Source organism: Pseudonocardia sp. KRD291 (assembly GCF_019263595.1).
In the GTDB taxonomy this organism is placed as follows: domain Bacteria; phylum Actinomycetota; class Actinomycetes; order Mycobacteriales; family Pseudonocardiaceae; genus Pseudonocardia.
In genome coordinates this window covers 1-13362 of record NZ_JADQDD010000018.1, presented here as the reverse complement: position 1 = coordinate 13362, position 13362 = coordinate 1, and the positions used below count along the sequence as shown (strand labels likewise).

At 72.4% G+C, this 13362-nt stretch carries 16 protein-coding genes; 5 read left to right on the top strand and 11 right to left on the bottom strand.

Annotation, left to right across the window (positions count from 1 at the left end; genetic code table 11):
- The 3 genes from I4I78_RS04890 (at nt 1) to I4I78_RS04880 (ending at nt 3285) form a co-directional block, all read left to right on the top strand.
- The gene (locus I4I78_RS04890) at nt 1–660 is read left to right on the top strand and encodes a TetR/AcrR family transcriptional regulator (protein WP_218609977.1); all 660 of its coding nucleotides are present in this window, start codon (nt 1–3) and stop codon (nt 658–660) included.
- A complete protein-coding gene (locus tag I4I78_RS04885; RefSeq protein WP_218609976.1) occupies nt 657–2621 on the top strand; it encodes a serine hydrolase in 1965 nt (654 codons plus the stop codon). Before I4I78_RS04890 ends, I4I78_RS04885 begins: the two co-directional genes overlap by 4 nt.
- A gap of 172 nt (nt 2622–2793) precedes the next feature.
- Nucleotides 2794–3285, top strand: coding sequence for a nuclear transport factor 2 family protein (locus I4I78_RS04880; protein WP_218609975.1), 492 nt, complete (start codon nt 2794–2796; stop codon nt 3283–3285).
- On the opposite strand, the gene I4I78_RS33690 is transcribed toward I4I78_RS04880, so the two are convergent.
- Nucleotides 3261–3848 carry a TetR/AcrR family transcriptional regulator gene (locus I4I78_RS33690; RefSeq protein ID WP_308251904.1) on the bottom strand — a complete coding sequence of 196 codons (588 nt, stop codon included), beginning with the start codon at nt 3846–3848 and terminating at the stop codon, nt 3261–3263. The genes I4I78_RS04880 and I4I78_RS33690 overlap by 25 nt on opposite strands.
- 49 nt (nt 3849–3897) lie before the next feature.
- Here I4I78_RS33690 and I4I78_RS04870 point away from each other — a divergent pair, with 49 nt between their 5' ends.
- Nucleotides 3898–4410: a nuclear transport factor 2 family protein gene (locus I4I78_RS04870; protein WP_218609974.1), complete on the top strand. Its 513-nt coding sequence runs from the start codon at nt 3898–3900 to the stop codon at nt 4408–4410.
- Nucleotides 4411–4481: 71 nt separating this feature from the next.
- The gene (locus tag I4I78_RS04865) at nt 4482–4793 is read left to right on the top strand and encodes a hypothetical protein (protein ID WP_218609973.1); all 312 of its coding nucleotides are present in this window, start codon (nt 4482–4484) and stop codon (nt 4791–4793) included.
- A gap of 53 nt (nt 4794–4846) precedes the next feature.
- On the opposite strand, the gene I4I78_RS04860 is transcribed toward I4I78_RS04865, so the two are convergent.
- From I4I78_RS04860 to I4I78_RS04815, 10 genes are all read right to left on the bottom strand, one after another.
- Nucleotides 4847–5569, bottom strand: coding sequence for a class II aldolase/adducin family protein (locus I4I78_RS04860; protein WP_218609972.1), 723 nt, complete (start codon nt 5567–5569; stop codon nt 4847–4849).
- 52 nt (nt 5570–5621) lie between these two features.
- Nucleotides 5622–6413 carry an IclR family transcriptional regulator gene (locus tag I4I78_RS04855; RefSeq protein ID WP_218609971.1) on the bottom strand — a complete coding sequence of 264 codons (792 nt, stop codon included), beginning with the start codon at nt 6411–6413 and terminating at the stop codon, nt 5622–5624.
- Between the two features lie 86 nt (nt 6414–6499).
- Complete coding sequence (locus I4I78_RS04850; protein ID WP_218609970.1) at nt 6500–7228, bottom strand: class II aldolase/adducin family protein; 729 nt, start codon at nt 7226–7228, stop codon at nt 6500–6502.
- Nucleotides 7225–8469, bottom strand: coding sequence for an NAD(P)/FAD-dependent oxidoreductase (locus tag I4I78_RS04845; protein ID WP_218609969.1), 1245 nt, complete (start codon nt 8467–8469; stop codon nt 7225–7227). The genes I4I78_RS04850 and I4I78_RS04845 overlap by 4 nt, the downstream gene beginning before the upstream one ends.
- Entirely contained in the window at nt 8469–8663 is a 195-nt protein-coding gene (locus I4I78_RS04840; protein ID WP_218609968.1) for a ferredoxin, read from the bottom strand. Before I4I78_RS04840 ends, I4I78_RS04845 begins: the two co-directional genes overlap by 1 nt.
- Nucleotides 8664–8695: 32 nt before the next feature.
- Nucleotides 8696–9499: a 3-(cis-5,6-dihydroxycyclohexa-1,3-dien-1-yl)propanoate dehydrogenase gene (gene hcaB / locus I4I78_RS04835; protein WP_218609967.1), complete on the bottom strand. Its 804-nt coding sequence runs from the start codon at nt 9497–9499 to the stop codon at nt 8696–8698.
- Nucleotides 9496–9834, bottom strand: coding sequence for a hypothetical protein (locus I4I78_RS04830; RefSeq protein WP_218609966.1), 339 nt, complete (start codon nt 9832–9834; stop codon nt 9496–9498). The genes hcaB and I4I78_RS04830 overlap by 4 nt, the downstream gene beginning before the upstream one ends.
- The gene (locus tag I4I78_RS04825; RefSeq protein ID WP_218609965.1) at nt 9831–10448 is read right to left on the bottom strand and encodes a 3-phenylpropionate/cinnamic acid dioxygenase subunit beta; all 618 of its coding nucleotides are present in this window, start codon (nt 10446–10448) and stop codon (nt 9831–9833) included. Before I4I78_RS04825 ends, I4I78_RS04830 begins: the two co-directional genes overlap by 4 nt.
- Nucleotides 10445–11827, bottom strand: coding sequence for a Rieske 2Fe-2S domain-containing protein (locus I4I78_RS04820; RefSeq protein ID WP_218609964.1), 1383 nt, complete (start codon nt 11825–11827; stop codon nt 10445–10447). Before I4I78_RS04820 ends, I4I78_RS04825 begins: the two co-directional genes overlap by 4 nt.
- A 107-nt stretch (nt 11828–11934) precedes the next feature.
- Nucleotides 11935–13362, bottom strand: a 1428-nt coding sequence (locus I4I78_RS04815; RefSeq protein ID WP_218609963.1) for an aldehyde dehydrogenase family protein, incomplete at its 5' end; no start/stop codon positions are given.

The window sequence follows — 13362 nt, the reverse complement described above, 5'->3', positions numbered from 1 at the left end:
GTGCCCAAGCTGATCGACCACGACGAACGCAGGAGGCAGCTGGCCGAGGCGACGTGGCGGGTGATCGTCCGGGACGGGGTCGCCGCGGCATCGGTCCGCACCGTCGCGGCAGAGGCCGGCGTGTCCGCGGGGTCGCTGCGGCACCTGTTCGGCACCCACTCGGACCTCCTCGTCTTCGCGCTGCAGTTGGTGATCGACCGCGCCGTCGCGCGGGTGGCGTCGATGCCGCCGCAGCCGGATGCGGTGCGGGAGGTGGAGGCCGTCGCCGCGGAGCTGTTGCCCCTGGACCGGGAGCGCCGTGCCGAGACCGAGGTCTACCTCGCCCTGTTCACCGCAGCCGGCACCGACGACGACCTGCGCAGTACCCGCGACATGGCCCGACGGCAGATGCAGGACGCCTGCCGTTGGATGGTCGGGCGGCTCGCCGAGGGGGCCGCCCTCGACGCCGGGGCCGATCGGGAGCTCGAGGCACTCCGGCTCTACGCCCTGCTCGACGGCCTCGCCGCGCACCTGACCTACGACGCCGCCGACGCGGATCCGGAGTGGGCGCGCCGGGTACTCCGGCGTCACATCGGGTCGCTCGCGACGTCCGGTCCGCAGCCGTCCGCCGCCCCAGGGCCGCCGACACCGCCACCCACGACCGGGGATCGAGACCGATGAGACGCCGTCCGCGCAGTCCATGGCTGCTGGCCGTACCGGCGCTCGCGTTGAGCGCGGCCCTGCTCGCGGTGATGCCCGCCGCGACGCCCGCCGCGACGCCCGCCGCGACACCCACCGGGGCGGCCGGTCACCGGCCGCAGGTCGACGACGAGACCCTCGGCGCCCTCGTGGACGACATCGTCACGCGTCAGCTCGCCGAGGACCGGATCCCCGGCGCGGTCGTCACCGTCGTCGCCGACGGGAGGACGGTGTTCGGCAAGGGGTACGGCGTGGCCGACGTCGAGCGGCGCACGCCGGTCGACGTGCACGGCACCGGGTTCTTCCCCGCATCGACGGTGAAGCTGTTCACCGCCACGGCCGCGAGCCAGCTGATCGTGGCGGGAAGGATCGACCCGGACGCCGACGTGAACGAGTACCTGAGCTCGTTCCGGATCCACGACGTGTTCCCCGGCCGTCCCGTCACGATGAACCACCTGCTCACCCACACCGCGGGGTTCGACCAGGACTTCGTCGGGCTCAACAGCGCGACCGGCGACGACCTCGCCACGCTCGGGGGCACCCTCGCCGACCTGCAACCCGCGCGGGTGCGTCCACCGGGGACGACGGTGGCCTACGACAACTACGGGTTCGCCCTCGCCGGACACGTCGTCGAGGAGGTCTCGGGCGTGCCTTTCGAGCAGTACGTACGTCAGCACGTCCTCGAACCACTGGAGATGACCGCGACGACGCTGCAGCAGCCCCACCCCGACGGGGTCGATACGGGCCTGGCCACCGGGTACCGCCCGGCGGGGGCGGGCTACACGGCCGCCCGCGGCCAGTACGGCCCGTGGACGCCGACCGGCGCCGGCGCCGTGACCACCGCGGCCGACATGACCCGCTTCGTCACCGCGCAGCTCGACGGGGACGCCCGCCTCGGCCAGGGGGTGACCGACCTGATGCAGCTCAGGCACTTCGCGCAGGATCCGCGCGTGCCCGGCATGGGCTATGCCTTCGCGGAAGGCCGGCGCGGCGGTGAACGCCTCCTGCTCAAGGACGGCGACCTGCCGGGTTTCCACAGCAACCTGGCGCTGGTGCCCGAACGCGGCATCGGGGTCCTCGTCGTCTACAACGGCGACGGTGCCGACGGTGCGGCGTTCGGCGACGCGAAGGACCTGACGCTGCGGATCGTCGATCACTACGTCCCGCCGTCACGACCGGGGCCGGCCACGGCCGCGGCGAGCGACCCGACCGTCCACACCGGGACCTACTGCGCATCGACCACGAGCCGGCACTCGCTGATGAAGGTCGCCGCGTTGACCTCGCCGGTCACCGTCGAGGCCGACGCCGACGGCGGGCTCGTCACCCGCGGACTGGCGCCGGACCCGGCAACCGGTGCCCAGCACTGGGTACAGCAGGGACCCGGCCTGTTCGTCTCCGACGGCGGGCAGGAACGGCTCGCCTTCGACAGGAACGGGATGCTGATCGGCCCCGGCCCCGAAGCCACCGCCTACGAACCGATGGCGTGGTACCAGGATCCCGCCGTGCACCTGGGCGTCCTGGGCCTCGGTGCGGCCGTCCTGATGATCTCGTTCGCGTGGTTCCCGGTCGCGGCGCTGATCCGGCGCCACCGGCACCCGCGCCCTCCCCGTGGGCTCCGGTTCGCGCGAGCGTGCGGCTGGGCCAGTGCCGCCCTCGCGGTCGCCTTCACCGGCGGCTTCGCCGTGGTGACCGCGGACGGGAACGCGATGATGGAGGCGGGCGTGATGGGGTCGCCGCTGCTCACCGTCCTCCCGTTCGTGTCCTCCGCGATGATCCTGACCGGCGCCGGCGTGGTCGTCGCGACACCGATCGCCTGGCGCCGGAGATGGTGGTCGACGCCCGGGCTCCTCGGGTACTCCGCGCTCGCCGTCGCCTCGATCGCCTTCCTCTCCGTCGTGATCACCTACAACCTCGCCGCCCTCGGTGACCTACGGGGCTCGTGAGGCGGCGCGCCGCGGTCACCCGGGTGCAGAATGCACGCACGGCGTGCACGGAGGTGGAGTCGATGGCGATCGACACGAAGGAGCTCGGGCGGTGCCTCGGGCACTTCACGGCCGGCCCCTCCGGCGACGGCCCGGTCAGCGTCGCGTTCCACGCCGGGGCGGGGGACGGTCGATGAGCGAGCTGGAGCAGAGGCTCGCCCGGCTGGAGGCGCGGGAGGCGATCCGCGACCTGGACGCCCGCTACTGCCGGGTCCTCGACGACGGCGACTGGGACGCCCTGGTCTCGCTGTTCACCGACGACGGCGAGTTCGTCGGCCTGTCCCGCGCCCGCGGGCACGCGGAGCTGCGCGCGTTCTTCGCCGGGCTCGCCGGGGCCGGTCTCACCGCGTTCTGGCACCACGTGACCAACCTCGAGATCACCCTCGACGGCCCGGACACCGCGAGCGCGCGATCGTTCCTGTGGCAGCCCTGCGTGCAGGGCGGCGTGCCGCACATCGCCGCGGGCCGCTACACCGACGCACTGCGCCGCGTCGACGGCGTCTGGCGCTACGTCACCAAGCAGGTCTCCTTCGACTACTTCGTGCCCCTGGCCGACGGCTGGGACCACGGTCGTTTCACCGTCGCCTCGGCCGCCGCCACCTACCCCGGGAGGCCGTTCGCCTGACCCCGGATCGCGTCGATCAGGGTGCGCACGAGTTCTTCGCTGCCGACCTGCCACTTCTCCTTCGACAGGTGACCGCTGAGCTCCATCCCCGCTATCCCGTGCGCGCTCGACATCACCAGTGCGCCGTAGTGCAGGGCGCCCGGTTCGCCGACCACGTCGGCGACGAGGGCGAGGAACTCGTTCTCCAGACGGCCGGCGGACCCGGCGGCCTCCGGGTCGTCCGCCGGCGTGCCGAACATCAGCGCGTACCGGTGCGGATGCCGACGACCGACCTCGATCAGCGCCAGGACGGCCCGCTCGAGCCGCGCGTCCGGTGTGCAGCCCGGGTCGGCCCGCAGCCGTTCCACCTCGTCGGCCAGTGAGGTCCACGTGTCGATGGCCAGGCGGGTCAGCAGGTGTTCCTTGTTCTCGAAGTGCCCGTAGGGCGCACCGCGCGAGACTCCGGCCCGGGCTCCCACGGCGCGCAGGGTCACCGCGTCCGGTCCCCCCTCGTCGAGCAGCTCGGTCGCGGCACGGACGAGTGCCCGCCGGGTCCCTGCAGCAGCTTCGGTCCGCGTCACCACGGCGCCAGTCTACTTGACAGCGTCACATGGAAGCGGCACCGTAGTTCACATGACACAGTCATATGAAATTGCCACGACGGACGACCGCGTTCGACGCCTGCTGGACCGCGCCGAGATCAGCGACGTCCAGCTCCGCTACGCCACGGGCACCGACTCCCGTGACTGGGAGCTGTTCGGCAGCTGCTTCACCGACGAGATCGAGGTCGACTTCAGCGACGGGTTCGGCATACCGGTCTCCCGCATGTCCGTCGACGAGTGGGTCCGGGCCACGGCGCCGAGGATGGAGTCCTTCACCGCGACCCAGCACATGATCACGAACCAGGTGATCACCTTCGACGACGACGACCACGCCACGGGCGTCGCCTACGTCCGGGCCCGCCACCACAAGCCGAACAGCACCGGCGGCAGCGACCAGACCGTGTACGGCTACTACACGAACCGGTTCGAACGGACCCCGGTCGGATGGCGGATCGCCGGGCTCAAGTTGACGGCACTCTGGATGACCGGCAACTTCGGCATCTTCCAGACGGCCCTCACACCCGACGGCGCGCCCGCCGGCTGAGCCCGTCCCACCGGGCCCGCGGCCGCGCGGTCGAGGGGGCACGTGCTCAGCCACGGATCGGCAGGCCGTGGATGTCCGCCCGGATCCGGGCCACTCTCGGCGGCACACAGCCGGGCGTCCTCGGGACGGTCGGGACCGCGCTGCCTCCCGCCCTGCACGCCGCCACGTCCCCGGACGCCCGCGCCGGGCTGCTGTACGGCCCGGACGGCATCGGGCATCTCAGCGGTGCCCCCGCCGAACAGCCCCTCTACAAGCCCCTGCGCAGCACCGAGGACGCCGCGCGCATCTGGCGCGTGTCGGAGGAGCTGACGGCGCTGTCGTTCCCGGTGGTCGGGGTGCCGCCGCAGTCGCATCCGGTGGCGCGGCCCGACGTCGGCGCGTAGTCGAACCGGCCGTTCGTCAGCACCCGGGAGCCGTCGAGGTGGAACTGCGTGGTTCAGGCTCCTGTCGTCGGCAGCCGGCGCACGAGGTAGGCCCAGGCGGCCTGCACGGCGCGGTCGTTGTAGATGTGGTCCCGCTTGGCCAGTGACTCCTCCGGCGGTGACCAGGTCGGCCATCCGCCGGCGGCGTGGGTGCGCAGCTGCTGCTCGCATGCCTGCTCGAGCAGCACCGCGGCGACGGTCGCGGCCGGGAGCGACTCGCCCACGGCCACGATCCCGTGGTTGACCAGGAACACCGCCCGTGCGTCGCCGAGTGCGAGAGCCACCGAGCGGCCGAGGTCGGGGGTGAGGACGAGGTCGGCGGTGTCGGTGAAGCGCGGGACCGTCGGCGGCACGAAGTAGTTGGCCGCGTGGCTGACCGGGCGGAGCTCCTGCCCGCTGGCGGCCAGGGCGACGGCGTGCGGCGGGTGCGTGTGCACGACGGCGCCGACGTCCGGGCGGGCCGCCATGATCTCGGTGTGGATCGGGTACTCGCTGTGCCGGGCGCCGTCGCCGTCGAGCACGGCTCCGGACGGGTCGACCAGGTGCACCCGGTCGGGGGTGACCTCGTCGAGGCCCCACTCCGCGGTCTTGAGCCAGACGCCGCGGCCCCGTGGGTCGCGGACCGAGGCGTGGCCCCAGATCAGGTCGTGGTGGCCGGTGGCGGCGAGCACCCGGCACGAGGTCGCCACCAGCTCGCGGAGGTCGGTCGTCGTGGCGGTTCCGGACTCGATGGTCATGCGGGTGCGGTCTCCGATCGTGTGGACGTCGATCGCCCCACGAGGTGGAGCGCTAGAGCAGGAGCTTGTCGATCTCCTCGGCCGCGGCGGCGAGCTGCGCGAGGACGGTCTTGCGGGCCGTGGCCGTCATCCGGCTGACCGGTGCGGAGGCCGTCACGGCGAGCGGCGTCGGACCGGAGGACAGGGCGACGGCGAGGGAGCTCACGCCCTCCTCGCTCTCCTCCTGGCTGGTCGCGAACCCCCGGCTGCGGACCTCGGCGAGCTCGCTCACCAGGTCGGTGCGGGTGCCCACGGAGTTCGGCGTCAGCCGGGGCAGCTCCTCGTCGGGAAAGAGCCGGAACAGCTCCGCCTCGGTGAGCGTGGCCAGCATCGCCTTGCCGTTGGACGTGCAGTGCGCCGGCATCGTCCGGCCCAGCCGGCCCCCGACACGCAACGCCCGGCCACTCTCGATCGAGTCGATGAAGTGCACCTCGTTGCCCTCGAGCCGGCCCAGGTGCACGGTCTCGTTGAGCTCGGCGTTGAGTCTCTCCAGCACCGGTCGCGCGCGGGTGCGCACGTCCAGCCGCCGCAGCACGCCGAAGGCCAGGCCGTCCAGCGTCGGCCCCGGGACGTAGCCGCGGGTGCTGGCCTCCTGCCGCACGAAGCCGCGGTACTGCAGCATCATCAGCAGCCGGTGTGCGGTCGAGGAGGCGACGTCGAGGTACTGGCTGACGTCGGTGAGGCGCAGCCGCGGCCGCTCGCCGAGCAGCAGCAGGATCCGCAGGGCGTTGTCGACCGACTCGATCGGATACCGCGGCGTCTCGCCGTACTCCGGTGTGGGCGGAAAGCCCTCGACCCCGTCCATGGCACGACCCTACGCGATGTCTGCTGTGCAGAGAGCTGTACTCGACACGGGCGGTCGCCGACCTCGAGCACCGGTATCCGCGCATGTCAGGCCAGCCTCGCGAGCTCGTGTCGCCACGCCGTGTCGTGGTTGAACGCCCCACCGAGGTCGGGCAGTTCGGCCATGTCGGCCTCGGGCACGTCCTGCAGCCGCCCGCCCGCGGAGACCACGGCCAGTGACAGCCGCGCGATCCGCTCGACCGACACCGCGTTCAGTACCGCGTCCGGCACGCCGGCGCCGGCGCTGGTCAGGCCGTGCCCCCGGAGCAGCACGACCGGGCGGCCGCCCATGGCGGCCACCATCTCCGCGGCCAGCGTCCGGTTTCGCACCAGGACCGCCCGTGGGTACACCGGCACGCCGCCGTGGGCCAGCTTCGTGCCGGGCATGTCGAACGCGCCGACGATCGGGCGGATGCCCAGTCCGGCCAGGTCGGCCGCGACCACCGACTCCGGGTGCGCGTGCACCACGGCCGCGATCTCGGGCCGGGCCCGGAGCACCTCGGTGTGCAGTGGCAGCTCGTTCGGCGGAATCCACCCCTGTAGCTCGCCGGGAGCACCGGGCTCGCCGTCGAGCGTGACCAGGTGCACGTCCCGCGCCGACGTCGCGGCGAGACCGCGCTCCTGCGGACCCCGGCAGCGCACCAGCACCCGACGCGCGTCGATCCGCAGACTGACGTGCCCGAGATAGCCGGGGGCCAGGTCGCGGGCGGCCAGGACCCGGCAGGCGTCGGCAACCTGTCGACGCAGCGGGGCCAGCTCCGTACTCGGGTCGGTCATCGCGTGCTCGCCGCGCGCCGGGCCGGGAGGTCGGCGAGCCGGGATACGGCGTCGTCGAATGTCGCGGCGGCGCCCATCAGCGTGCGGCAGATGACCAGGGCCTTCGGCCAGTTCACCGTGACCGCGCCGCGGAGCAGTCCGCTGTCGTCGGTGTAGACCGCGGCACCGCGCGCTCCCGCGCCGTCGAGGTCGCCGAGCAGCTGGTGCCGCGTCGCGGTGCCCGGCCGCCCGACGATCTGGACCCGCCAGTCGTACTGGTCGCTCCACACGTACTCGACCGGCCGGTGCGCGCGGAGGTCGTCGGGGCGCACGACGTTGTGCGCGACGACCGCGGCCTGCTCGACGGCGTTGGTCCAGTGCTCGACGCGGACGTGCTCGTCGTGGTCGGGGTGGTACCAGCGGGCCACGTCGCCCACGGCGTACACGTCGGGTGAGCCCTCCGCGCGGCCGTGCCGGTCACAGACGACGCCGTCGTCGATCAATAGGCCGGAGTCCCGCAGCCAGGCGTCGTCCGGGACCGCACCGATCCCGACCACCACCGTGCCGGCGCCGAGCTCGGTGCCGTCGGTGAGCCGTACCCACAGGTCTCCGGCACGCCCGCGCACGTCCTCCACACCCACCCCGAAGCAGGTGGCGACGTCGTGCCGGTGGTGCAGCGCGGTGAAGTGCTCCGCGACGGCGCCGCCGATGACCCGGCCGATCGGAGCCGGCAGCGGATCGACGACGGTCACCTCCCGGCCCAGTGTGCGGGCGGTCGCGGCCACCTCGGCGCCGATGAACCCGCCGCCGATGACGACCACGGGGCCGTCTACGTCGAGGTCGCGGCGCAGCGCGGTGGCGTCGGCGAGCGAGCGGAGCACGTGCACCCCGGACTCGGCGATCCAGGGGGAGGGCCGGGCGCCTGCCCCGGTGGCGAGGACCACGGCGTCGTAGCCCAGCGCTGCGCCGTCGGCGAGCTCGATCCGCCGGTCGGCGGTGTCGAGCCGCGCCGCGCCGACGCCCAACCGCAGCTCGATGCCGGCCGCCTCGGCGGCCTCGGTGCCGAGCAGCGTGATCCGGTCGGTGTCCCAGGACCCGGCCAGGAGCTGCTTGGACAGCGGCGGCTTGTCGTAGGGGAGATCGGCGTCCCGCCCCAGCAGCACGATACGGCCGGTGAACCCCTCGGTGCGCAGCGCCTGCGCGGTGCGTACGCCGCCGATGGAGCTGCCGACCACGACGACGGTGCCGGTGGCGCGCGTCATCAGTCCTCGATGCTCAGCGCGTCGACCGGGCAGCTGCGGGCGGCTTCCTCGACGCGCGGCCGGTCCGCGTCGTCGATCTCGGACCGGAGCAGCACGACCTTGCCGTCGTCGTCGATGTCGTAGACGTCGGGCGCACCGGTGATGCAGTTGCCGTATCCCTGACATGCCTCGAAGTCGGCCAGCAGCCGGGCCATGGCAGTCCTCTCCGTCGGGTGTGGGTGGTTCATCACGAACGTTTTCTCGGTGCGGAGACGCCGGTCCCGCCGTCCGGGTGCACCGCGCCACCGGTGATGCCGCGAGCGCGTTCCGAGGCCAGGAACACGTAGCTCCAGGCGTGGTCCTCACCGGACAGGGCGACCCGCAGCGGCACTCGGGCAGCCAGCTCGTCGGCTCGTCCGGGGATGTCGCCGAGGCTCCGGTCGGCGGTGCCGAGGCTCGGCAGCCCGCGCAGGTCGGTCCCCACCGTGCCGCCGGGGGCGACGCCGTTGACCCGGACCTCGGGCGCCAGGTCGTGCGCGAGCGCGGTGACCAGTCCGCGGACGGCGAACTTGGACGACATGTAGAGGACGCCGCCGCGGCCGGGGGAGTAGGACGAGGTCGACTCGGTGAGCAGAACGACTCCGTTGCCGGACTCCTGCAGGTGGGTCAGCGCCGCCTTGACCGAGTGCAGGTGGCTCAGGACGTTGGTCCGGAACATCTCGTCGAAGGCGGTGTCCAGGATGTCGGCGTCGAGCTCGGTGATGCTGCGGTAGAAATCGAACACCCCGACGCAGTTGACCAGGACGTCCAGCCCGCCGAACGCCTCCACCGCGGTCGCGACGGCGCGGTCGTTGTCGTGGCGGCTCGTCGCGTCGCCGACGGTGACCGGCACCTCGGGCCGAGCCGCCGCGAGGGCGGCCGACTTCCCGGCGTCCCGCTCGAGCACGGCGACCCGGGCGCCCTCGGTACGGAACGTGTCGACCACCGCGCGGCCGATGCCCGACCCGGCGCCGACGACCAGGGCGCGGCGGCCCTCCAGCCACCCGGTCACGAGTCGGCCCCGCTCGGTGCGGGTTCCGGCCGGTCATCGTCGGGAATCAACGGAGCGAACGGAGTGCCGATCATCGCGGAGAACGTGGCGGTGTTCTGCCAGGTCAGCGCCTCGAGCTCGAGCGGGCACAGGGTGACCCACTGCCCGGACTTGGGCGACTCGACCAGTAGCCGTGCCCCGTTGCGGGTTCGGGCCAGGCGCACCCGGACCTCGGCGAACTCGTTGGCCACCGTGATCGGCTCGCCGGCCGCGTTCTCCAGCAACTCGGCGTGCTCGGCCGCGGCTCGGCGCGCGGCGGCCGCGTCGGCGTCCTCGCCCTCCCAGCGCAGCGTCACAGGAAGATCGCCAGGTTCTGCATCCGCATGACCGAGTCGTCGACCAGGATCGTGCGGCGGGCCAGCTTCCAGCCCTCGGGTGTGGAGCGCAGCAGGTCCTCGCGCCCGGCGGAGACGAACGAGCCCTCGCGGACGTCGCCACGGTTGCGGAACAGCAGGGTCGCCGACTCCACCACCAGGTGGTCGGGGGCGTCGGCGGCGAACGTGCGCACGTTGCTGAGGTGGTGGCGCAACCGCGACGGGGGGTCCTCGGTCCAGGCGTGCTCGGTGAGGAACCGGGCCACCCGGCGCGAGAGCGAGTACTTGTCCTCGTCGAAGTGGGCCATCCCCGGCGAGGTGTCGTAACCGGCGCCCAGTGCGGTGGTGACCCGGACCGGCATCAGGTAGTGGATGTCGTCGGTGAGCAGGTCGAGCCACTCGCTGTAGGCCTGGGCGTCGAGCAGCCACGCCTCGTCGACCAGCCACTGGTGGGCGATCAGGTGGCGCTCGTCGCCGAAGGGGATGGTGGTGCCGGTGCGCTGCACGCGGGAGGCGTGCCCGCCGAGGGCGGACCGCGACGAATGTGTTGTCGGAGTCGGAGGGTCGGTCGGCGTGGTCGTGGTCGGGTTGCTCATGCCGGGGTCACCGCCTCCGGCTCGCCGACGGTGAGGGTGCCGGCGGCCGCCTGCGGGGTCGCCAGGTCGTCGGCCCAGCGGCGCAGCAGCGCGCGCTGGTTGTACTCGCTGTAGCCGGTGTGGGCCGAGCCCGGGCCGTGGAACTGCTCGGCGGTCAGCTCGGGGACGACCTCGGTGTCGTCCTCGAGGATCCCCATCCGGCTGTTGAGCTGTAGCCGCCGGGCCATCGAGCCGGCCGCGGTGTTGGTGAGCGAGACCCAGTTCTCCACGTCGTCCTGCTCGAACATGCCGGTCGAGCCGAAACACATCAGGTACGCCTTGTAGGACAGCGCCTTGAACTCCTCCGGGGCCTCGGCGTCCACGGCGAACCAGGACAGCACCTCGGTCTCGTCCTCGCTGATCGGCTGCCACTGCCGGATCGAGATGAACGGCAGCACGTCGTCCGACTCGGCCACCCGGGGCCAGTTGTGCACGAACGACAGGTTCGGGTAGATCGACGCCGCGCTGATCATGAAGCCGTCGGTGCCGACGACGTCGCGCTGGTCCTGCGACCACTGCTGCGTCATCCGGTCGACCATCTCCTGGGGGTAGCCGACGTAGCGCAGCCTTTCGTCCAGGGTGCCCGGCGGGAGCTTGTAGGTCGTTCCGCCGCCTGCCCCGGCCCAGTAGGTGGCGCCGTCCTTGCGCTTCTCCGCCTTGGGCTCGCGGAACAGGCCGATCTCCACGACCGAGGTGTGGGTCTGCGGCGTGTGGTACATGTCGCCGGCGAAGTTCTCCGCACCGATCTTCCAGTTGGCCTTGACCCGCCACCGCTGCGGCCCGCGCAGCTCGATGCCGCTGGCGCTCTGCTTGGTGTAGTAGTCCAGGTAGAAGCGGAAGTCGCCGAGGAACTCCTCCAGCGGAGGGGCCTGCGGGTCCATGCTGAGGAAGATCATGCCGTTGTAGGTGGCCAGGTTGGGGGCCGGGAGCAGCCGCTGGCCCTTGCGCTTGAACCCGGCCTCGCCGCCGTAGGCGTCCTGGTGGAACGGCAGCCCGACGATCCGGCCGTCGTTGCGGTAGGACCACCCGTGGTAGGGGCAGCGGAAGTGCGACGCGTTGCCCATCTCGGCGCGGCAGACCTGCATGCCGCGGTGCAGGCACATGTTGAAGTGCGCGCGGATCTCGCCCTTCTCGTCCCGGGTGACGATGAACGAGTCCTCCAGCACCCGGCGGACCACGTAGTCGCCGGGGCGGGCGATCTCGGACTCGTGCCCGACGAAGACCCACGCGCGGGAGAACACGCGCTCCTTCTCCAGCTCGAAGATCTCCCGGTCGTTGTAGACGTGCGCGGGGATCATCCCGCGCCGCACGGCGTCGAGTACGTCGGTCTGGTCGGTCATCGATCCGTCCCCTCGGTCGCCTCGATGGGCGCCCTGGTGATTCTTCTGTTGAGAAGAGAAGCTCTCTGTTCAGTAGAGCAAGCCGGTCTGGTGGTCGTCAAGGCGGGTCACCGCTCCAGGACGACCGTCACAGCCTTGGTCTCGGTGTAGGACAGGAGTTCCTCGACGGACTCCTCGCGACCGACGCCGGACGACTTGACCCCGCCGAACGGCAGCCCCCAGTAGTGGCGCGAGCTGCCGTTGACCCAGACGTAGCCGGCCTGCAGCCGCCCGGCCATCCGGTGCGCACGGGTGACGTCGCTCGTCCACACCCCCGCGGTGAGCCCGTACTCGGTGCGGTTGGCGATCTCCAGCGCCTCGGCCTCGTCGGCGAACGTGAGCACGGACAGCACCGGTCCGAAGATCTCCTCCATCGCGGCCGGGTTGTCCGGCGCCACGCGGGCGAGCACGGTCGGGGCCACGTACCAGCCCTCCTCGCCGACGGTGTCGGGCCGGCCGCCACCCGCGAGCACCTCGGCACCCGCGCCGGTCGCGGCGTGGATCGCGGCGAGCGTCTTGTCGTACTGCCTCCGGTCGATCACCGGCCCCATCTGCGTCCCGTCGGCCAGCGGGTGCCCGACCCGGACGGCGCGCACCTGCTCGACCACCGACGCCAGGACCTCCTCGGCGATCGACTCGTGCAGCAGCAGCCGGCTGGTCGATCCGCAGGACTGTCCGGCGGTCGCGGTGAAGTTCATCCCGGCCACTGCGCTCGCCGCCGCCGCGTCGAGGTCGGCGTCGGGCATGACGATCAGGGCGTTCTTGCCGCCGAGCTCCAGGCTCACGTACTTCACCCCGGACTCCGCGGCCTCGCGCTGGATGAGCCGCCCGGTGCCGGGTGCCCCGATGAAGCCGATCCTGCGGATCAGCGGGTGCCGGACCAGCGCCTGCCCGCTGACCGCCCCACGGCCCGACACGACGGCGCACAGGTCCGGTCCGAACACCTCGGACGCCAGCTCGGCCATCCGCAGCGACGACAACGGCGTCTGGTCGGGCGCCTTGAGGACGACGGCGTTGCCGGCCATCAGGGGAGCGGCGACCTTGCCGGCGGCGAAGAACAGCGGATGGTTGAACGGAACGATCCGGCCGACCACGCCGTACGGTTCCTGCAGGCTGTAGTGCAGGTTCCCGGAGAGCGGGTAGGTCGCCCCGCCGAGAGCGAGCGCATGGTCGGCCATGATCTCCAGGAGGGTCGCCGCCGCGTCGACGTCGGCCCGCATGACCGGCAGCGGGAACCCGGCGTCGAGCGCGTCGAGAGTGGCCAGCTCCTCGGTATGGGCCCGCAGTAGTGCCGCGAACTCACGGACCTTCGCGGCGCGAGCCCTGGGCGGAACCGACCCCCATACGTGCTGTGCGCCGGCCGCGGCCCGGACGATCCGGTCGACGTCCTCGGCCGAGCAGTCCGGGGCGTCGGTCAGGACGCCGCCGGTCGTCGGGTCCTCCACCTCGTAGCGCGCCACGTCGGGGACCGGTCGGCCGCCGAGGAGGACGTCGAA